A 20,134-nucleotide genomic window follows, 5' to 3' on the forward strand; every position below is an offset into this window, starting at 1 on the left:
TACACATGGCTGTCGACAGCACCCCCGCCACCCAGGCTTCGCCGAGCCAGGGCGGGCTCGCAGGTTTCATCCGCCGCCGCCCGCTCATCAGCTTCTTCGTCCTGGCCAACCTGCTGAGCTGGGTGGCATGGACGCCGTACGCGCTCTCGAACCAGGGCCTCGGCATCTGGGACTTCGACTTCCCCGCCCTGCTCGGCACGACCCAGTTCCTCGGCGTGCTGCCGGGCGCCTACCTCGGCCCGATCTTCTCCGCCTACCTCGTGACGCGGATCACCGAGGGTAAGGAGGGGATCCGCCGCTGGGTCGGGCGCATGACCAAGTGGCGGGTGCGCTGGTTCTGGTACGTGATCACCGCCGTGGGCGTGCCGGTCACCCTCGTCATCACCTCGCTGGCACTCTCCGACGGCGCCGTGAAGATGCCGCCCGCGGCGGTGCTGGCCGCCTACATCCCCGGCCTGCTGATCCAGATGGTCACCACGGGCCTGGCCGAGGAGCCCGGCTGGCGTGACTTCGCGCTGGCCCGCATGCAGCGCAAGTACGGCCCGTTCGGCGCCACCATGATCCTCGGCCCGCTGTGGGGCATCTGGCACCTGCCGCTCTTCCTCACCGAGTGGGGCGGCTACCCCAACGTCACGCTGGAGCACGTCCTGGTGTTCATCGGCTTCGCCTGGTCGTTCAGCTTCGTGATCACCTGGGTGTTCAACCGCACCGGCCAGAGCCTGCCGCTGATCATCGTGCTGCACGTCAGCGTCAACAACTTCATGTCGATCGCCTTCTCGGACATGTTCCCGACGATCACCGACCCCGACACCGCCGGCATGGTCACCCTGCTCGCCGGCCTCGGCGGCGCCCTGGTGGTCCTGCTCCTCACCCGCGGCCGCCTCGGCTACAAGCCCGAGGAGGACCCGAGCGCCGCCCCCGCGCTCCAGGCCGTGAACGAGAACTGAACCAGCACTGAACGCGCGTAGCCGGGCGGGCGCGGAGGCCGTATGGGCTTCCGCGCCCGCCCGGCTACGCTGCGATCATGACGACCCACGAGCGGGAGATCACCGAGGCCGTCGACCTGTGCCTGCCGGACGGGCGGCTGAACCCCCGGGCGGTCGGCTGGACGCGCCGCCCGCTGCACCGGGCCAACCTGCGCGGCTGGGGCCGCACCAAGCGCTGGGAGTACTGGGGCGTGGTCACGCCGTCCCACGTGATCGGCCTGGTGGTGTCCTCGCTCGACTACGCCGGCGTGCACGGCCTGTACGTGCTGGACCGCGCGACCGGCGACGAGCACGTCAAGGACGCGGTGGTGCCGCTGGCGCGCGGGAGCGTGCTGCCGGAGCGCAGCGGCGAGGGCACCGCGTCGGCCCGCGCCCCGGGGCTGGCCGTCGATCTGGTGCAGCGGCCGGACGGCGCCTCGATCCGGGCCGTGACCGCGCAGGCCGAGGTCGAGCTCGATATTCCGCTGCCCGAAGACCACGAGTCGCTGGGCGTGGTGGTGCCGTGGGGGCCGCGGCGCTTTCAGTACACGGTCAAGGACGTCGGCCGTCCCGTACGCGGCCGGCTCAGGCTCGGCGCGGCCACGTACGAGATCGGCGGCCCTGATGCGTTCGCCGTGCTGGACCACGGGCGGGGGCGCTGGCCGTACCGGGCGGTGTGGAACTGGGCGGCGGGCAGCGCGCCCGGCCGGGCGATCCAGCTCGGCGGCAAGTGGACCGACGGCACCGGGATGACGGAGAACGCGCTGTTCCTCGACGGCCGGCTGCACAAGATCGGCGAGGAGCTCGCCTGGCAGTACGACCGCGGCGACTGGATGAAGCCGTGGCGGATCACCGGCGAGCGGGTGCAGGCGGTCTTCACGCCGTTCCACGAGCGCGTCGCCCGCACGGAGCTGGGCGTCGTGGGCTCCGAGACGCACCAGTGCTTCGGTCACTTCGGCGGGCGGGCGCGGGCCGACGACGGCACGTGGGTCGAGCTCGACGGCCTGACCGGCTGGGCGGAGGAGGCCCGCCAGCGCTGGTGACGGTCAGGCGCCGGGGTTGCGGCGGGCGATGGCGCCGTTGAGCGCGGCGGCGAACACCGTCCAGCCCGCGTACGGCGTCAGCAGCAGCGCGGCCTTCCTGTCGGCCGCCCAGGTCCTGCGGATGAGCAGCGCGTTGGAGGCGTTGAGCAGGAGGATCTCGGCGAGCGCCAGCCTTGGGGTGCGGGTGCGGAAGAACAGCGCGGGCCAGGCCGCGTTGAGCGCCAGATTGGCGGCGAGCGCGCGGGTGAACGCCTGTTTCCGCTCGGCGTCCGCGCGGGAGGCGGCGCGGGCGCCCGCGTACGCGATGAGCCCGTACAAGGGGGTCCAGACCAGCGGGAACGCCTGCGGGGGCGGCTGCCAGGACGGTTTCTTCAGCCGCTGGTACCAGGTGGAGCGGGGGTCGGTGCCGAGCGAGCCGGCGACGGCGGTGGCGGTGACCGCGAGCGCGGTCTTCAGCAGGACTTTGCCTTTCATGACCGTCCACTGCCCCGGCATCGGCGATCGACGCGCGGACGGAGGTTTCGGGCCCCGGGCCCGGCCGGCGTGAACCGGCCCGGGGCGAGGGCGGGGTCCGGCCGGGGGGCGCCATTCCCGACGGCCAGGCCGTGGCCCGGCGGCCCTTTCCTTTCAGGGCCGCGAGTCCGGACGTGAGGAGCTGATCAGGCCGCCCCGCGCCCGGCGCGTACATGACAGCAAAGCCGCCTCGGAGGGGGCGAGGCGGCTTTCCCGATTGCGTTCAGAAGAACGCTCAGACAAGCCGTCGCCGCAGCTCAAGGAGGATGGCGGACGGCCTGCCGAGGCACGTGTCGCGCATTTCTCCCGCCTTTCTCCCGTCGCTGGACGCCTTCCACGATAGGCGGGCGATCAACGCCGCGGCCACCGATTTATTCGCCGGCGTCCCGTACGACGCTGTTTCCAGCGTTGTTTCCGAGGCTGTTTCCGGATGCATTGCCGACGCCGAGGCGGCTCTCCGGGGTTTCCACGCGGAAGCGCGGGAGCGAGTCGGGGTAGTTCTCCCTGATGTAGTTGACGAGGAATTCGCGCACGTCGCACTTGAGGTCCCACGCCGACGGCGAGTCGGCGGCGCTCATCAGGGCCCGCAGCTCGACCAGGCCGTTCTCGTGCACGTCGGTGACCTGGAGCGTCCAGTCCTTCTGGTCCCACAGGGCGTTCGTCTGCAGGAACTCATAGAGGGCGTCGCGCAGCTTGGGCACCGGCACCGACCAGTCCACCCGCAGGTACACCACGGCGAGCACGCGGCTGCCGTGCCGGGTCCAGTTCTCGAACGGGTTCTGCGTGAAGTACGACACCGGCAGCACCAGGCGGCGCTCGTCCCAGAGCCTGAGCACGACGTAGGTGAGCGTCAGCTCCTCGATGCGCCCCCACTCCTTCTCCACCACGACCACGTCGTCGATCCTGATCGCGTCGCTGAAGGCGAGCTGCAGCCCGGCCACCACGTTGCCGAGCGTGGGCTGGGCGGCGATGCCGACGATGGCGCCGGCGATGCCCGCCGAGGCGAGCAGACCGGCGCCGAGCGCCCGCACCTGCGGGAAGGAGAAGAGCATCGCGCCGATCGCGATGACGATGATGGCGGCGGCGGCGATGCGGCGGACCAGCGCGATCTGCGTCATGATGCGCCGGGCCCGCCGGTTGCGCTCACCCTCGACCCGGACGAGCCGTTCGAGCACGACGTCGGTCAGCGCGTACGTGGCCTGCACGATGAGCCAGGTGACGGCGGCGATGGTGACCAGGCCGAGCACCTGCTGGACGGTCCTGGCCAGGGCCCGCTCGCCCGGCGTGTCGCCGAACATGCCGGGCCCGAAGACCAGGTTGAACGCGACGACGGCGGCGGTCAGGAAGGCGGGCCACGTGCAGTGCTCCAGGAGGTGACGGGCCGGGTCCCATTTGCGGCTGGCCCTGCGAAGCAGCCGCCTGGCCACCTCCACCAGGAGGATCGAGCCGATCACCGAGATCCCGAGGATCGGCCAGTCCGCTGGAGAGTGCACGTTACCTGCCCCCTATGTCTTAGAACGTCTCGTCAAAGCTCACATTGCCCTCTACTGCCACTTGGTACGCCGAGACACGCCGTTCGAAGAAGTTGGCGAGTTCCTGGACGTCCTGCAATTCCATGAAGGCGAACGGATTGGCAGAACCGTACCTCTTGGGCAGACCCAGACGAACCAGTCGCTGGTCGGCCACGTATTCGAGGTAAAGGCGCATCTGCTCGACGCCCATGCCCGGCATGCCGTCGCCGCACAGGTCCTCGGCGAAGGCCAGCTCGGCGGCCACGGCCTCCTCCAGCATCTCCGTGACCTGCTTGCCCAGCTCGTCGTCGAACAGCTCGGGCTCCTCGGCCCGTACGGTGTCCACGACGCTGAAGGCGAACTCCATGTGCATGGACTCGTCCCTGAACACCCAGTTCGTCCCCGTGGCCAGGCCGCCGAGCAGCCCGCGCGAGCGGAACCAGTAGACGTAGGCGAAGGCGCCGTAGAAGAACAGGCCCTCGATGCAGGCGGCGAAGCAGATGAGGTTGAGCAGGAACTGGCGGCGCTGCGCGGCCGTCTCCAGCCGGTCCAGCCCCTGGATGGAGTCGATCCACTTGAAGCAGAACTCGGCCTTGTCGCGGATCGACGGGATGTGCTCGATCGCGGCGAACGCCTTGGCCCGCTCGTCCGGGTCCGGCAGGTACGTGTCGAGCAGCGTCAGGTAGAACTGCACGTGCACCGCCTCCTCGAAGAGCTGCCTGCTCAGGTACAGGCGCGCCTCGGGGGCGTTGACGTGCTGGTAGAGGTTGAGCACGAGGTTGTTGGCCACGATCGAGTCGCCGGTGGCGAAGAAGGCGACCAGCCGGTTGATCAGGTGCCGCTCCTGCGGCGTCATCTTCGCCAGGTCGGCGAGGTCGGAGTGCAGGTCCACCTCCTCGACCGTCCAGGTGTTGCGGATGGCGGCGCGGAAGCGCTCGTAGAAGGCGGGGTAGCGCATGGGCCGCAGGGTGAGGTCCATGCCGGGGTCGAGCAGCATCGTCGGGGCTCCTTACTGGCAGGCTTCGCAGGTCTCGGGGTTCTCAAGAGAGCAGGCCACCGCCTGCGCCGGGGGCGCGGCGACCGTGGTCTGCGCGATGCGCGTCGCGGGCCGCGAGCGCAGGTAGTAGGTGGTCTTCAGGCCCTTCTTCCAGGCGTAGGCGTACATCGACGAGAGCTTGCCGATGGTCGGGCTCGCCATGAACAGGTTGAGCGACTGCGACTGGTCGATGTACGGCTGCCGCGCGGCGGCCAGGTCGATGAGCGCCTTCTGCGGCAGCTCCCAGGCCGTGCGGTAGAGCTGCTTGAGGTCGCCGGGCACGCCAGGCACCTGCTGCACCGAGCCGTCGGCCCGCTTGATGTCGTCGCGCACCTGGTCGGTCCACAGCCCGCGCGCCTTCAGATCGGCCACCAGGTAGCGGTTGACCTGGAGGAACTCGCCCGACAGGGTCTCGCGCTTGAACACGTTGGACACCTGCGGCTCGATGCACTCGTAGCAGCCGGCGATCGAGGCGATGGTGGCGGTGGGGGCGATCGCGACCAGCAGCGAGTTGCGCAGGCCGGTCTCGGCGATCTTCGCGCGCAGCGCGTCCCAGCGCGGGCCGGTGGCCGCGCCGTAGTGGTCGGGGTGCAGCACTCCCCCGGCCGCCCTGGTCTCGTCGTACGAGGGGTGCCGGCCGCGCTCGGCCGCGAGGTCGGCCGAGGTGTCGTACGCGGCCAGCGCGATCTCCTCGGCGATCCTGGTGGACAGCTCGAGAGCCTGCGGCGAGTCGAACGGCAGCCGCAGCGTGAAGAACACGTCGGCGAGGCCCATCACGCCGAGCCCGATCGGCCGCCACCGCTTGTTGGCCGCCTCGGCCTGCGGCGTCGGGTAGAAGCCGAGGTCGATGGTGCGGTCGAGGACGCGTACGGCGGTGCGCACGGTGCGGCGCAGCCGCTGCCAGTCCATGTCACCGCCGTTCAGGTGGGCGGCCAGGTTGACCGAGCCGAGGTTGCACACCGCCGTCTCGGCGTCGCTGGTGACCTCCAGGATCTCGGTGCACAGGTTGGACAGGTGGATGACGTTCTCCGGGCGGGCCGTCTGGTTGGAGGTGCGGTTGGCGGCGTCCTTGAACGTCATCCAGCCGTTGCCGGTCTGGGCGAGGGTGCGCATCATGCGGCCGTACAGGGTGCGAGCGGGAATCTGCCGGACATATCGCCCGGCGGCCTCGTAAGCGCGATATCTCGCGTCGAACTCCTCCCCGTACAGGTCGGTGAGATCCGGCACCTCCTTCGGGTCGAACAGCGACCACATCTCGTCGGCCTCGACCCGGCGCATGAACTCGTCGGGCACCCAGTTGGCGAGGTTGAGGTTGTGGGTGCGGCGGGCGTCCTCGCCGGTGTTGTCGCGCAGCTCCAGGAACTCCTCGATGTCGGCGTGCCAGGTCTCCAGATAGACGCAGGCCGCGCCCTTGCGCCGGCCACCCTGGTTGACCGCCGCCACCGAGGCGTCGAGCGTGCGCAGCCACGGCACGATGCCGTTGGAGTGACCGTTGGTGCCCCTGATCAGCGAGCCGCGCGAGCGCACCCGGGTCCACGAGATGCCGATGCCGCCCGCGTACTTCGACAGCCTGGCCACCTGGCCGTACCGCTCGTAGATGGCCTCCAGCTCGTCGCGCGGCGAGTCGAGCAGGAAGCACGACGACAGCTGCGGGCGGCGCGCGCCGGAGTTGAACAGCGTGGGCGAGCTGGGCAGGTAGGACAGCGTGGACATCAGCGCGTACAGCTCGGCCGCCTCCGCGACGGTGCCGGAGAGCCCGCAGGCCACGCGCATGAAGAAGTGCTGGGGCCGCTCGAGCACCGCCCGCGTCTCGGGGTGGCGCAGCAGGTAGCGGTCGTAGACCGTACGGAGCCCGAAGTACTCGAAACGGGCGTCCGCCGCGTCCGAGACCAGCGCGTCCAGCTCGGCCGCGTGCGCGGCGACGAACTCGGCGAGGCGGTCCTGGATCAGCCCGGCCGCGTGCGTGGCGGCGATGGATTCGGAGAACGTCCGCACGCCCTGCCCGGCCGCCTCGTCGGCGATCTCCTCGGCCAGCAGCCCGGCGGCGACCCGGGAGTTGGCCGGATCGGCGATCACCCGGGCGGCGGCCTCCTCGATGGCCAGCCGGCGGTCAACCTCAACGATCTGGGTCACGTGCTCTCTCTCCTCGCGAGCCTCCCCTCGAAAGGCAGGCGAGAGCACGGCGGAGCGCGGCGCGGCGCGCCGATCCCGCGTGTGCCCGGCCCGCCCTCGAGGCCATGAACACTGCGCGCACGGGCGCACGGCCCGGCGCATCGCTGGCAGGTCTTCGGGCTCGCGGGCACGCTCCAGCTCCGTGGAGCACCTACTGGCCGTCGCTTCCCGGATCTCTCCAGTGCTGATGACGGCGGTCGTTCCCGCTCACCGCTGCGGGGCAGCCCCGGAATCTCACCGGGTTCCCTTTTGCTCCGCCTCCGATGAGGCGAACCAGCGACGAGCGAGATCCTACATCTAGTGGCCGTTCCCGCAACTACCCCAGCATGTTGTGGCTTTGGTCGTGTCGACCATGCCGAGGTCCCGCAGCACGGCGCGGGTGCGGGCCAGCTCGGTGTGCAGCCAGCGGGCGAAGTCGTCGCCGGCCAGCGGGATCGGCAGCCAGCCCGCGGCCCGGCAGGCGGCCTCCCACGCGGAGGAGCCGAGCACCTCGTCGCACATGTGCACGGCGGCCTCGCGGCCCTCCTCCGCCATGCCTTCCGGGCCGAACGCGCCCACCCAGTCGGAGAAGTCGACCCGCACGCCGCACTCCAGCAGGGTCGGCGCGTCCAGCTCGGGCAGACGGGCGGCCGACGAGACCGCAAGCGGCCTGATCCGCCTGCGCTCGATCCCGGCCCGCCAGGTGGACAGCGGACCCGCGGCGGCCACGGCCCTGCCGGACAGCAGCGCGGCCATGACCTCGCCACCGCTGGGGTAGCCGGTGTAGTCGACCTGCCGGGTGTCGGCGCCGAGCGCCCGCGCGATGAGACCGAACAGCAGGTGGTCGGGCTCGCCCGGCGAGCCGCCGGCCAGCCGGGTGCGCCCGGGGTCGGCCAGCATCCGCGCGCCGAAGTCGCCGAAGTCCTTCAGCGGCGAGCCGTCGGGGACGACCACGACCAGGGCCTCGCCGCTGAGCCTGGCGAGCGGGGTGGCGGTCTCGAGAATGCTCTGGCTGTTGTTGAGTTCGGCGGCGGCCGCCGCGGGCAGGCCGCTCAGTGCCAGGTCGAAGCCGCCGCCCGGCTGGTAGCCCACGGCCTGCGCCGCCCCGGCGAACGCCTGGCCGACCCGTTCCCAGCGCCGTCCGTCCGGCTTGAGCGTGAACCCGGCGACCGGCACGGCTCCCCCGGCCCGCTCGGTCCCGCAGCCGGCGACGGCGGCGGCCATGCCGAGGCCGCAGGCCAGAAAGCGCCGGCGGCGCATGTGCTTCTCCCCCGAAACCCCCATTACTCCAGGTTATTAACCCATTACGGCAGGCTATACACCGGGGTCACGGTCGTTATTCAAAATCGCTATAGTTCACGATTTTTCTTGATTTTTGGGCTTATTAGGCTTTACGGGCAACTCCGGCCATGAGGGACGACGGCAGCGACCAGTCCCCCACCAGCTTGGGCCGGTCCGGCCGCCAGTCCGTGGCCTGCACCAGGCCGGGCGGCTCCAGCGGGAAGTCGCCGAAGAACTCCCTGATCCGCGCGGGCGAGCGATCGGTCCCGCTGCCGGGGCGGGTGTACGACGGCTCGTCATCGTCGGCGCGGCCCGTCGTGGCGTGGGAGATCACCAGGTGGCTGCCCGGCGCCAGCCGCTCGCGCAGCGCCGCCACAGCCCCCTGCGGATCGTCGGAGTCGGGGATGAAGTGCAGGATCGACACCAGCAGCACCCCGACGGGACGGTCGAAGTCGAGGAACTCCCCCGCCTTGTCCAGCACGTCGCCGGGATCGAGCAGGTTCGCCTGAACGAAACGGGCCCTGCCCGGCGAGCGCCTGAGCAGGACCGCGGCGTGCGCCCGCACCACGGGGTCGCAGTCGACGTAGACCACCTTGGCCTCCGGCGCCACCTCGTGCGCGCTGCCCTGCGTGGGCAGCCCGCTGCCGAGGTCGAGGAACTGGTCGACCCCGGCGCGGGCGACGTAGCGTACGGCACGCTGAAGGAAGGCCCGGTTCGCGCGGGCCAGCGGGACCGCCTCCGGGATCAGCTCGGCGAGCTGATCGAGGGCCTGGCGATCGACCGCGAAGTTGTCCTTCCCGCCGAGCATGTAGTCATACATGCGTGCGGGATGGGGCCTGCGATGGTCGAACTGCCGCACACTTTGAATTTATGACGTCCGCGGCGATTTAACGATAGGCTGGGCCATTTTGGATTAGCTACTCCACCGTAACGCTCTTGGCAAGATTACGTGGCTTGTCGACGTCGCGGCCGAGTGCCACCGCGGCGTAGTAGGCGAAGAGCTGCAGCGGAATGGTCAGCAGGATCGGGTCCAGCTCGATCTCGTTCTTCGGGATGACGATGACGTCGTCGGCCAGCTTGGGGTCGGGCTCGCGGTGGCCCACCATGAGCACCTGGCCGCCGCGGGCGCGGATCTCGCCGAGCGTGGTGAGGTTCTTGTCGAGCAGCTCGTCGTCTGGGACGATCGCGACCGTCGGCATGTCCGGGCCGATGAGCGCGAGCGGCCCGTGCTTGAGCTCGCTCGCCGGATACGCCTCGGCGTGCACGTACGAGATCTCCTTGAGCTTCTGCGCGCCCTCGCGCGCCACCGGGTAGCCGCGCACGCGCCCGACGAACATCATGCTCGGGTGCGGGGCGTACTTCTTGGCCAGCGCGGCGATGTGGTCGCTCTGCCCGAGTATCTGCTCGATCTGGCCGGGCAGGCGGCGCAGGCCCTCGACGATGCGCCGGCCGTCGGCGGGCGACAGGTCGCGCACCCGGCCGAGGTGCAGCGCGAGCAGCGCGAACGCCAGGCAGGTCGAGGTGAACGCCTTGGTCGAGGCCACCGAGACCTCGGGGCCCGCGTGCAGGTAGATGCCGCCGTCCACCTCGCGCGCGATGGCGCTGCCGACGGCGTTGACGATGCCGATGACCCGGCCGCCCTTGCGCTTGAGCTCCTGCACGGCGGCCAGCGTGTCGTAGGTCTCGCCCGACTGGCTGATCGCGACGTAGAGGGTGTCGGGGTCCACGACGGGGTTGCGGTAGCGGAACTCGCTGGCCGGCTCGGCGTCGGACGGGATGCGTGCCAGCTCCTCGATGAGCTGCGCCCCGATCTGCCCCGAGTAGTACGCCGACCCGCACCCGATGATCTTCACGCGGCGGAAGCCGCGGGTCTCGCGGGCGTCCATGTTGAGCCCGCCCAGGTGGGCCACGTGGAAGCGCTCGTCCAGCCGCCCGCTCATCGTCCTGGTGATGGTCTCGGGCTGTTCGGAGATCTCCTTGAGCAGGTAGTGCTCGTAGCCGCCGGTGTCGTAGTGCCCCGCGTCCCAGTCGACGGTCAGCGGCTCCTTGGCCGTCTCGCGGGCGTCGCTGGAGAAGGTGTGGAAGCCGTCGGCCTTGATCACCGCCAGCTCGCCGTCCTCCAGGTGCACGACCTGGCGGGTGTAGCGGACCAGCGCGGCCACGTCGGAGGCGGCGAACATCTCCTTCTCGCCGATGCCCAGCACGATCGGGCTGCCGTTGCGGGCCACGACCACCTCGCCGGGCCGCTCGGCGTCGATCACCGCGATGCCGTAGGTGCCGACGACGCTCTTGAGCGTCTTCCTGACGGCCTCCTCCAGCGTCTCGTTCTCGTCGACGGCGTGGGCGATCAGGTGGGCGAGCACCTCGGTGTCGGTCTCGGACGCGAACACCACGCCGTCGGCCTCCAGCTTGGCGCGCAGCTCGGCGGCGTTCTCGATGATGCCGTTGTGCACGACCGCGATGCGCTCGTCGGCCGACAGGTGGGGGTGCGCGTTGACGTCACTCGGCACGCCGTGGGTGGCCCACCGCGTGTGCCCGATGCCGAGGCCGCCCTTGAATCGCGCCGGCACCACCTTGGCCAGGTCGGCGACCCGGCCCTTGACCTTGCGTACCTTCAGCCCCTTGTTGGACACCACGATTCCGGCCGAGTCGTAGCCCCGGTATTCCAGCCGCTGCAGCCCCTCCAGCAAGATGGGCGCGGCGTCCTTGGGGCCGACATAGGCCACGATTCCGCACATCGAGGTCTCCTTCTCATCCGTAGACGATCCTGCGGAGCTGCCTGAGGGACAGCTCCGGAGCCGCGACCCTGCGGCTCCGTAACTCCGAGGCGATCCGGGGGAAGATCTCGTCGTTGGTCAGGCCGCGCGCCTTCAGCTCGCCGTGCCGGCGCCTGACGAACTCCTCCGTGGACTCGGAGAAGTAGGCCAGCACGTCGGCGATCACGCGGGCGGCCTCGCCGGGGCCGAGCGGGCTCGTCCGCGTGAGGTGCGCGATGAGATCTTCGTACGGATGCCGTGCCGTGGACACAGACGAGGACCATACGGCTCTGGAACGAGACACGCCAACATCCTGCCCGATATCGGGCAGGAAATGCGCCGAGCGGTGTCGGCCGATCACTCTCACATGATCAAGATGCCACGTTCGCCGCGAGATCAGGCTGATCACATGCGTATCAACCGACCCGTCTGACACATCCCTTTCTGGGAATGGTTACGCTGAGTAGTCATATCGTGACGTTCCTGGGGAGATGTACATGCAGCTCTGGCTCGCCGCCGGCCTGGTCGCCGGCGTCCTCACCGTCCGGCCGGCCTCCCCCTCACGACCTCGCCGGCCACCACCTCCGCACCCGCAGCCGCGGCGGCGACGGGCCGCCAGGCGGACTTCGCCGCCGCAGCCCGGGAGTACGGGGTGCCGGAGAGCGTGCTGCTCGCGGTGTCGTACCTGGAGTCGCGGTGGGACGCCAACGGCGGGCGGCCCAGCACCGCCGGCGGTTACGGCCCGATGCACCTGGTGGACGCCTTCCCTGCCGGCGCCGCCGGTCATGAGCACCTCGGCGACGGGCACGCCGACCCGCGCGGCGACGAGAGCAGGCCGATGTCCCCCAAGGTCGACGCCATCACCCACGCGGCGATGCGCACCGCCGCCGCCCGGCAGCCCACCACGCTGCCGGAGGCGGCCAAGCTCGCCGGGCTGCCCGAGGAACTGCTGCGCCGCGACCCGGCCGCCAACATCCGCGCAGGCGCCGCCCTGCTCGCCTCCTACCAGGACCGCCCCAGCACCGACCCGGCCGACTGGCACGCCGCGGTCGCCAAGTACGCCGGGGCCGGCGATCCGAAGTCGGCCAGGGCGTTCGCCGACGAGGTGTTCGCGGTGATGCGGGAGGGCGCGCGGCGGCGTACCGACGACGGGCACCTGGTGGAGCTCGACCCCATCCCCGACCTGCAGCCCGACACCATCTGGGACCCCGCCGCGTTCCCCGAGCTCGCCGACCCGGGCGACTTCGTCTCCGGCGATGGCCTCCCCGAGCTCGACGAGGAGGACGAGCCCGGCACGCCCAAAGGGCACACGGCGGGCGGCAAGGCCGAATGCCCCGCCTCGCTGCACTGCGAGTGGATGCCCGCCGCGCACAGGCGCTTCGGCAAGAAGAAGAACCGCGACTACGGCAACCACGACCGCCTGTCGCGCAAGCGCTCGGTCGACTACATCGTCATCCACGACACCGAGGGCGGCTACCAGGGCATCCCCTCCCTCATCCGCAACCCCAAGTACGTGAGCTGGCACTACACGATCCGCTCCCGCGACGGGCACGTGGCCCAGCACGTCGCCACCAACGACATCGCCTGGCACGCCGGCAACTGGGACGTCAACACCCGCTCCATCGGCATCGAGCACGAGGGCTACCTGGCCAAGGGCGGCACCTGGTACACCGAGGCGATGTACCGGTCGTCGGCCCGCCTGGTGCGCTACCTCGCCGCCAAATACCGCATCCCGCTCGACCGCGCCCACATCCTCGGCCACGACAACGTGCCGGGGACGACGCCCGCGACCGTGGCGGGCATGCACGAGGACCCCGGCCCGTACTGGGACTGGGCGCACTACTTCGAGCTGATGAAGAAGCCGTTCAAGGCGGCCAAGAACGGCAACTCGATCATCATCAGGCCCGACTACGACAGCAACCGGCCGCGCTTCACCGGCTGCGAGGCCACCAAGCCCGACAAGGCGTGCCCGTCGCACGGCGCCTCCACCGTCTGGCTGCACAAGTCACCCAGCCACAGCGCGCCGCTGGTGAACGACATCGGCAAGCATCCGGGCAAACCGAGCACGTACAGCGTGTACGACCACAGCGCCCGCGCCTCCACCGGCCAGCGCTACGCCGTCGCCGAACGCAAGGGCGACTGGACGGCCATCTGGTACCTGGGGCAGAAGGCGTGGTTCCACAACCCGGCCGCCAAGCCGACCGCGATCCCCGCCAAGGGCCCGCTCGTCACGCCCATCTCGGGGGCGGTCAAGGTGTACGGCCGCGCCTACCCCGAGAGGTCGGCCTACACCAAGGCGTCGCCGCAGCCGCTGACGCCGCTCAAGTACAAGATCCCGCCGGGGCAGACGTACACGGTGGGCGACACGATCACCGGCACCCACTACTCCGCCAACGCCTTCCGGCCTTCCAAGCACGTCACCACCACCGGCAAGACCCGCTACCACCAGATCCAGCTCGGGCACCGGGTGATGTTCGTGATGGCATCGGACGTACGGCTGGTGGATCCGAAGGCCTGACGCCGGCGCCTCACCGTCACGAACGGGCGATCGGCCGGCCACGAAGCGGCGATCCACCGCCGCGAATCGGCGATCGATCGCCGAGAATCGGTTTTCGACGGCCCGCGATGCGCACGGGCACTCCGTGGAGACGATATGGTTTTCCCGTGAGCCCGGCGCATCGCCGCCGGAGCAGACACGCGGAAGTGGCTCAGGGGTAGAGCATCACCTTGCCAAGGTGAGGGTCGCGGGTTCGAATCCCGTCTTCCGCTCGGAGCGTGACTCCTGGTGGAGTGGCCGAGAGGCGAGGCAGCGGCCTGCAAAGCCGTCTACACGGGTTCAAATCCCGTCTCCACCTCGGCCGGTCTTCGGAGCCTTCGGGATCCGGTAAAATAAAGACCAACGCCTCGCGGAAGTGGCTCAGGGGTAGAGCATCACCTTGCCAAGGTGAGGGTCGCGGGTTCGAATCCCGTCTTCCGCTCTGAGTGACAACTCAATATGGACGATTAGCTCAGCGGGAGAGCGCTTCCCTGACACGGAAGAGGTCACTGGTTCAATCCCAGTATCGTCCACACGTCCCGCACCGAGGCCCCAGGCGATGTTCCTGGGGCTTTTCGCTGTCGTAAGGGGCGGTGCCCGGTGGGTGGAGCCGCCGAGCCCATGCCACCGCACGACACGCACGAGTCGCTGCCGTTCTCACCCGCACCGGCCGAAGGCCATGCCTGCCGTCCAGACGCGGCGCGCCGCCCGCGCTGCCCTGCCTGCTTTCCGGGCCGCCCGCACTTGCCCCGCCTGCTTTCTGGGCCGCCCGCACTTGCCCGCTTGCCTTCTGGGCCGCCCGCACTTGCCCGCTTGCCTTCTGGGCCGCCCGCACTTGCCCGCTTGCCTTCTGGGCCGCCCGCACTTGCCCGCCTGCCTTCTGGGCCGTCTCCTCCGGCAGTCCTGTGCAGGCGCTCGAGCAGCGGGCGATCGGTCTGCGGCGTGCCGCCGTCCGGCCGCCCGGACGTACGACGAGGAATCGGCCACCCGGCGGCGGTCTACGGCGGACACCGCGCACCGGCCACCTGGCCGCGCAGCGAAATCGCTCGCCTTACCGGCGGACATTCCGCTGTAATCCACCTCATGCAGATCACCTCGGAGACCGTCACCGACGGCATCCGCGAGCAGCTTTTCACCATCGGAGACGTCCCCGGGGTGCTCTGGACGCCCGCCGAGGGATCCGGTCCTCGGCCGCTGGTCCTCATCGGGCACGGCGGCGGTTCGCACAAGAAGGGCTGGGAGGTCGTCTCCCGGGCCTTCCCGTACGTCACCGCCTGCGGCTTCGCGGTCGCCGCCATCGACGCTCCCGGCACCGGGGACAGGCCCGAGCACCCGGAGATCCGGCGGCTCGTCGCGGAGATCCAGGAACGCGAGGCCGCAGGCGAGCCCTTCGGCCCGGCCTGGCCCGAGCTCAACGAGGTCGTGGCGGCCGAGCTGATCCCCGACTGGCAGACCACCCTGGACGCACTCCAGCAGCTCGGCTCCGTCGGCGACGACCGGCCCATCGGCTACTACGGGCTTTCACAGGGCGGCGAGATGGGCATCCGCCTCGTCGCGGCCGAGCCCCGGATCACGGCGGCCGTGCTCGGCCTCGTCGGCAGCGAATGGCTCATCGGCACCGCGGCGAAGATCACGGTTCCGGTGGAGTTCCTGCTGCAGTGGGACGACGAGAGCAATCCGCGGGACGCGGTGATGCGCCTGTACGACGCGCTCGGCTCCGCCGAGAAGACCCTGCACGCCAACCCCGGCGGCCACTTCCGCGTCCCGCCGTTCGAGATCGACAGCTCGATCCGCTTCTTCGCCCGGCACCTGGGAGGCCCAGCGACCTAGATGGCGATCACCGTCTCCACGCCTCGCGCCGCGAACGGCTCCAGGAGGTCGTCCGTGGCGGATGCGTCCGTGACAAGCGTCCAGCGGTCCGGCATGCGGGCCCAGGCGTGGAACGGGCGGCGGCCCAGCTTCGCGGCGTGGACCAGGACGTAGACGTGCTGGGAGCGGGCCATCATCAGCTCCTTGAGCCGGGTCTGCTGGAGGCTCGCCTCGCAGATGCCGTCCTCGGCCGTCACCCCGTCCGCGCCCAGGAACGCCCGGTCGAACGTCATCCGGCTCAGCGCCGCCTCCGCGAGCGGGCCCACGAAGCCCTGGCTGACGTGCCGCAATGTACCGCCGAGGCATTCGACGTGCACGCCGGTCGCGCCCACCAGCTCCTGCAGTGCGGTCAGGCCCGTGGTCGCCACCGTCAGGTCGGCGGCGTTGCGCAGCTCGTGGGCCAGGGCCCCGGTGGTCGAGCCCGAGTCGAGCAGGATCGTCTCGCCCGGGCGGACCTGCGCCGCCGCCCAGCTCGCGATGGCCCGCTTGGCCTCGAACGCCTCCCCGATGCGCTGCCGCAGCGACGCCTCCGGGTGGGTCACCACCGCCATCGCGCCGCCGTACGTGCGGGCCAGGAGCCCGGCCGCCTTGAGGTGGGCCAGGTCGCGGCGGATGGTGGACTGCGTGACGCCCAGCCGGGCCGCCAGCTCCTCGACGCTGGCCAGGCCGGTTTCGGTGGCCAGGCGTACGATCTCGTCTCGCCGCGCGTCCGCTCCCCGTCCTTTCGGCCCTCGTCCCTTCACCTCCTGCCTCTTCGCCACCGGCCCCTTCGCTACCTGCCTTCCCGGCTTCTGCCCCTTGGGCTCCGGCGCCGCTGGCCCTCGCCCCTTGGGCCCTTGCGCTGTGAGCCCCTGCATCTCGGCCCCCTGTGTTTGAGGCTCCTGATCCTTGGGCCCCTGTCCCTTGGGCTCTTGATCCTTGGGCCCCTGCACACTGAGCCCCTGCGCCTTGGGCCCCTGCGCCGTGAGCCCCTGCGTCTTAGGTTTTCGCGCCATGGGCGTTTGCGCCCTTGCAGGCTGCTCCCCCGCGCTCTGGCCCGTCGCGGTCCGCGTCCTCTCAGCACGATCCTTCGCAGGTTGCTCCCCGGCGGCTCGATCCCCCGTGGTCCGCCCGTTCAGCCCCTTCTGCGCTCCCCCGGCGGCGTCCCCGACCAGCGTCGGGCGGGGGTGTGGTGATGGGGCCGTCATGACGTCTGCGCCTGGGAGAGTTCGGCGGCCTGGCGGAGGGCTTCGATCATGCTGCCGGGGTCCGCGAGGCCCTTGCCCGCGATGTCGAACGCGGTCCCATGGTCCACGGAGGTCCTGATCACGGGCAGGCCGACGGTGATGTTGACGCCCGCCTCCAGGCCGAGAATCTTGACGGGGCCGTGTCCCTGGTCGTGGTACATGGCCACGATGAGGTCGTAGTCGCCGCGTCCGGCCAGGAAGAAGGCGGTGTCGGCGGGGAGCGGCCCGTGCACGTCCATGCCCTCGGCCCGCAGACGTTCGACGGCGGGCACGATCTTCTCCTCCTCCTCGCCGTACCCGAACAGGCCGTTCTCGCCCGCGTGCGGGTTGATGCCGCACACGCCGATCTTGGGACGCTCCAGGCCGGTGCCGCGCATGGCCGCCTCGCCGCGCCGGATCGTCCGTTCGACCAGGCCGGGCTCGATGCGCGCGACCGCGTCGATGAGGCCGATGTGGGTGGTGACGTGGATGACCTTGACCTTGGCGGTCGAGAGCATCATCGACACCTCTTCTGTGCCGGTCAGGTGGGCGAGCAGCTCGGTGTGGCCGGGGTAGATGTGTCCGGCGGCGTGCAGGGCCTCCTTGTTGAGCGGGGCCGTGCAGATCGCCTGCACCTGGCCGGACATCGCCAGCTCCGCGGCCAGCCGTACGTACTCGTAGGCCGCGTTGCCCGCGACCGCCGACACCTCGCCCCACGGCAGGTCGGCCGGGAGGAGGCCGGGGTCGATGACGTTGATGCGGCCAGGCTCGAACACCGCGTCCGCCACCCCGTCCACCGTCTCCACCCTGGCGGTCACGCCGAGGATGCCGGCGGCCTGGCGCAGGCGTCCGGCGTCGCCGATGACGAGCGGGCGGCAGAACGCGGCCGGTTCGGGGGCGTTCAGCGCGCCGACGATGACTTCGGGACCGACGCCGGAGCCGTCCCCCATGGTGAGGGCGATCAGAGGTGTGCTCATGTGTGCCTTTCGAAGTGGTGTGGCGCGAGGTGGGCGGTCATGCGCAGCAGGCTGTCGCGGCCGCCGAAGCCGCCCGGCCTGGTGATGACCGCGTGGCCCTGGGGCGTGTGGCAGTGGACGGCGCCGTGGTGCACCTGTCCGACCGGGGTCAGCTCGCGGACGCCGAGCGCGTCGAGGACTCTTCTGGCCGTCCCGCCGCCGGTCATGACGAGGTTCGCGGGCCGGTCGCCGAGGGCGTCCTGAACGATCTCCTCCAAGGCGTCGGGCAGGGGGCCCGAGGTGGTGAGCACCGTGGGCCCCGTGTCCAGGGCTCGGCGTAAGCGTGGCGCTGTGATGTCCGGTGGCTCGGCCGGGTCCAGGGCGACCTGCTGAACGCCGTACCGGATCAACAGCTCGACCTGGTCGGACACGCCGGGGTGTGCGGTCCCGACGATGACCAGCAGGGGCGCGCCGGGAGGCGGCCCCTCGGGCGGCGGCGGGTGGCCCTCGCCGTCCGATCCCCCGTCGCGGGCGCGGGCCAGGGCGGTGGCGAGGCCGCCGGCTCCCACCAGGCGGGTACGCGGGTCGGCGGCGAACGCGGCGGCCACCACCGCGTCGAGGTCGGCGTCCGTCTCCGCGTCGCAGATCGCCACCCGGCCCGCCGCGCCGAACGCCCGCGCGAGCGCCTCCGTCAGGGTGGGGTGACCGGCGCGGACGGTGGCGAGGGGTATGTGCGTGAAGGGGTGGCCGTCGAGCGCTTCGGCGACCGTCCTGGGTGCGGGCCTGGGCTCGATGTGCCATGTGCGCGTTTCGCGCAGCGGGACGCCTTGGACGTACGGCACTCCGTCCACGACCGTGCGGCCGGCTGACGGCAGTGCGGGGGCCATGACCACGGGCGCGTCGAGGGAGGCGGCGGCGACGGTGGCGGCGACGTTCCCGCGCAGCAGCGAGTCGATCTTGATGAGGACGGTACGGCCGTCCGCGTCCGCGAGTGCCGCCCGTACCAGGGCTTTCGCGTCGGGGTGATAGCGGGTGCCGAGGTCGCCGACCAGCACCGGCGGCGCGGACGTGAACGGCGGCCCGGACAGCGCGATCAGCGCGGCGCCGGCGGCGGGCATGAGCACAGCGGCCGTCTCCGCCGCCCCGGTCAGATCGTCGGCCAGCACCAGCACCGCATCCGCTTGTGCGCGAATCACGCAACCAGCATTGCACGAAACGCGCAAATCATGCCACAGTGGCGGAAGGGCGGCGTGCTCGGAAGCCGGTTGGACGCCGATCGGGCTCGCCGTGCACGTGGGTCATCCGCTGCCGGGACCGATGTCCGGCCTGCCACGCATGCGGGTTCCGGCGTCCGGGGCGTCCTTCGCGCGGGCTCCGGACGGCGGGATCCTGGCACGGTGGCGGCGAGCAGCCTGAAGCCGCCCGTACGTGGCCCGCACGCGACGAGTCAGGAGATGCCGTGACCGCAGCCGAGTTCGCCAGGAAGATCCGCAACCGGGAACGATGCGTCGGCTACTGGGTGGTCCTGGACGCGCCCGTCGCCACCGAGCGGCTGGCCCGCCTCGGCTACGACTACGTGGCACTCGACGGCCAGCACGGCTTCATCGGCACCGATGGCCTGCTCGCCAACCTCATGGCGATCGACGCGGGCGGCCGGTCCGCCGGGCTCGTACGCGTGGAGTCCGGCGACCCCGCGATGATCGGCAGAGCGCTGGACTTCGGGGCGGCCGGTGTGATCGTGCCGCTGGTGGACACCGCCGACGACGCCGCCCGGGCGGTCTCCGCCGCGCGTTACCCGGCCGCGGGACGCCGCTCGTACGGGCCTATGCGCTCGATGCTGCGCATCGGGCCGACGCCTGCGGAGGCGGACGAGAGCGTGCTGGTCCTCGCCATGATCGAGACGCCGGACGGGCTGGCGAACATCGAGCGGATCTGCGCCACGCCGGGCCTGGACGGCGTGTACGTCGGCCCGTCCGACCTGTGCCTCGCCGTGGGCGGCCGGTTCCCGAACGACCCCGAGGTCGCCGATGTCTTCGAGGCGGCGCTCGAACGCATCCGTACGGCGGCGGCCGACGCCGGCATCGCGGCCGGCATCCACAACCCGAGCGGCGAGCAGGCGGCACGGCGGCTGGCGGAGGGCTTCACCTTCGCCACCGTCGCCTCCGACCTCCTCCACCTGGAACAGGCCGCCGCCGCCCACCTGAAGACCGCCACCTCCGGCTGACCTGCCCCTCCCCTCCTTTCCGCGCCAGCGCCCTTTCCCCTCTAGCGCCCTTTTCGCACCAGAACCCGGCCGTACCGAGAACCGCCGC

At 70.9% G+C, this 20,134-nt stretch carries 16 protein-coding genes, 4 tRNA genes and 1 riboswitch; of the genes, 9 read left to right on the plus strand and 11 right to left on the minus strand.

Going from position 1 to position 20,134, the window contains the following annotated elements:
* The first annotated feature begins 5 nt into the window (after positions 1-5).
* Both ACFMQL_RS01415 and ACFMQL_RS01420 read left to right on the plus strand, forming a co-directional pair.
* Entirely contained in the window at positions 6-947 is a 942-nt protein-coding gene (locus ACFMQL_RS01415; protein ID WP_364066458.1) for a type II CAAX endopeptidase family protein, read from the plus strand.
* Positions 948-1,024: 77 nt separating this feature from the next.
* Complete coding sequence (locus ACFMQL_RS01420) at positions 1,025-2,008, plus strand: DUF2804 domain-containing protein (protein ID WP_364066461.1); 984 nt, start codon at positions 1,025-1,027, stop codon at positions 2,006-2,008.
* Between the two features lie 3 nt (positions 2,009-2,011).
* Here ACFMQL_RS01420 and ACFMQL_RS01425 read toward each other — a convergent pair whose 3' ends face one another.
* The 8 genes from ACFMQL_RS01425 to ACFMQL_RS01460 form a co-directional block, all read right to left on the minus strand.
* Positions 2,012-2,482, minus strand: coding sequence for a TspO/MBR family protein (locus ACFMQL_RS01425; protein ID WP_364066464.1), 471 nt, complete (start codon positions 2,480-2,482; stop codon positions 2,012-2,014).
* 410 nt (positions 2,483-2,892) lie between these two features.
* Positions 2,893-4,014 carry a mechanosensitive ion channel domain-containing protein gene (locus ACFMQL_RS01430; protein ID WP_364066467.1) on the minus strand — a complete coding sequence of 374 codons (1,122 nt, stop codon included), beginning with the start codon at positions 4,012-4,014 and terminating at the stop codon, positions 2,893-2,895.
* Positions 4,015-4,033: 19 nt separating this feature from the next.
* Positions 4,034-5,029 carry a ribonucleotide-diphosphate reductase subunit beta gene (locus ACFMQL_RS01435; RefSeq protein ID WP_364066470.1) on the minus strand — a complete coding sequence of 332 codons (996 nt, stop codon included), beginning with the start codon at positions 5,027-5,029 and terminating at the stop codon, positions 4,034-4,036.
* A 12-nt stretch (positions 5,030-5,041) separates the two neighbouring features.
* On the minus strand, positions 5,042-7,201 hold the full coding sequence (locus ACFMQL_RS01440; protein ID WP_364066473.1) for a ribonucleoside-diphosphate reductase subunit alpha: 2,160 nt from the start codon (positions 7,199-7,201) through the stop codon (positions 5,042-5,044).
* 127 nt (positions 7,202-7,328) lie between these two features.
* A riboswitch (cobalamin riboswitch) is annotated at positions 7,329-7,533 on the minus strand.
* A 4-nt stretch (positions 7,534-7,537) separates the two neighbouring features.
* Complete coding sequence (locus ACFMQL_RS01445) at positions 7,538-8,503, minus strand: tripartite tricarboxylate transporter substrate-binding protein (protein WP_378784248.1); 966 nt, start codon at positions 8,501-8,503, stop codon at positions 7,538-7,540.
* 100 nt (positions 8,504-8,603) lie between these two features.
* Positions 8,604-9,359 (minus strand): SAM-dependent methyltransferase, encoded by a 756-nt coding sequence (locus ACFMQL_RS01450; RefSeq protein ID WP_364066479.1) that lies wholly within the window; start codon positions 9,357-9,359, stop codon positions 8,604-8,606.
* 58 nt (positions 9,360-9,417) lie between these two features.
* The gene (glmS, locus tag ACFMQL_RS01455; RefSeq protein WP_364066481.1) at positions 9,418-11,238 is read right to left on the minus strand and encodes a glutamine--fructose-6-phosphate transaminase (isomerizing); all 1,821 of its coding nucleotides are present in this window, start codon (positions 11,236-11,238) and stop codon (positions 9,418-9,420) included.
* 13 nt (positions 11,239-11,251) lie between these two features.
* Complete coding sequence (locus ACFMQL_RS01460) at positions 11,252-11,527, minus strand: hypothetical protein (RefSeq protein WP_364066484.1); 276 nt, start codon at positions 11,525-11,527, stop codon at positions 11,252-11,254.
* Between the two features lie 381 nt (positions 11,528-11,908).
* Between ACFMQL_RS01460 and ACFMQL_RS01465 the strand changes: the two genes are divergently transcribed.
* The 6 genes from ACFMQL_RS01465 (at position 11,909) to ACFMQL_RS01490 (ending at position 15,622) form a co-directional block, all read left to right on the plus strand.
* Positions 11,909-13,774 (plus strand): N-acetylmuramoyl-L-alanine amidase, encoded by a 1,866-nt coding sequence (locus ACFMQL_RS01465; protein ID WP_378784250.1) that lies wholly within the window; start codon positions 11,909-11,911, stop codon positions 13,772-13,774.
* A gap of 179 nt (positions 13,775-13,953) precedes the next feature.
* Positions 13,954-14,025 (plus strand) — tRNA-Gly (locus ACFMQL_RS01470).
* A gap of 15 nt (positions 14,026-14,040) precedes the next feature.
* A tRNA-Cys gene (locus ACFMQL_RS01475) sits at positions 14,041-14,111 on the plus strand.
* Positions 14,112-14,162: 51 nt separating this feature from the next.
* Positions 14,163-14,234 (plus strand) — tRNA-Gly (locus tag ACFMQL_RS01480).
* Positions 14,235-14,253: 19 nt separating this feature from the next.
* Positions 14,254-14,325 (plus strand) — tRNA-Val (locus ACFMQL_RS01485).
* Positions 14,326-14,875: 550 nt separating this feature from the next.
* The gene (locus ACFMQL_RS01490; RefSeq protein ID WP_364066490.1) at positions 14,876-15,622 is read left to right on the plus strand and encodes an alpha/beta fold hydrolase; all 747 of its coding nucleotides are present in this window, start codon (positions 14,876-14,878) and stop codon (positions 15,620-15,622) included.
* Here ACFMQL_RS01490 and ACFMQL_RS01495 read toward each other — a convergent pair.
* From ACFMQL_RS01495 to ACFMQL_RS01505, 3 genes are all read right to left on the minus strand, one after another.
* Positions 15,619-16,422, minus strand: a complete 804-nt coding sequence (locus ACFMQL_RS01495) for a DeoR/GlpR family DNA-binding transcription regulator (protein ID WP_378784251.1) — start codon at positions 16,420-16,422, stop codon at positions 15,619-15,621. The two genes, ACFMQL_RS01490 and ACFMQL_RS01495, sit on opposite strands and share 4 nt — an antisense overlap.
* Before the next feature lie 422 nt (positions 16,423-16,844).
* Positions 16,845-17,843, minus strand: a complete 999-nt coding sequence (pdxA, locus tag ACFMQL_RS01500) for a 4-hydroxythreonine-4-phosphate dehydrogenase PdxA (protein ID WP_364066494.1) — start codon at positions 17,841-17,843, stop codon at positions 16,845-16,847.
* A complete protein-coding gene (locus tag ACFMQL_RS01505) occupies positions 17,840-19,018 on the minus strand; it encodes a four-carbon acid sugar kinase family protein (RefSeq protein WP_378784253.1) in 1,179 nt (392 codons plus the stop codon). The genes pdxA and ACFMQL_RS01505 overlap by 4 nt, the downstream gene beginning before the upstream one ends.
* Positions 19,019-19,281: 263 nt before the next feature.
* Between ACFMQL_RS01505 and ACFMQL_RS01510 the strand changes: the two genes are divergently transcribed.
* Positions 19,282-20,046, plus strand: coding sequence for an HpcH/HpaI aldolase/citrate lyase family protein (locus tag ACFMQL_RS01510; protein WP_378784255.1), 765 nt, complete (start codon positions 19,282-19,284; stop codon positions 20,044-20,046).
* The last annotated feature ends 88 nt before the right edge of the window (positions 20,047-20,134 follow it).

Origin of the sequence: Nonomuraea fastidiosa (assembly GCF_042751225.1) — a bacterium.
Taxonomy (GTDB): domain Bacteria; phylum Actinomycetota; class Actinomycetes; order Streptosporangiales; family Streptosporangiaceae; genus Nonomuraea; species Nonomuraea fastidiosa.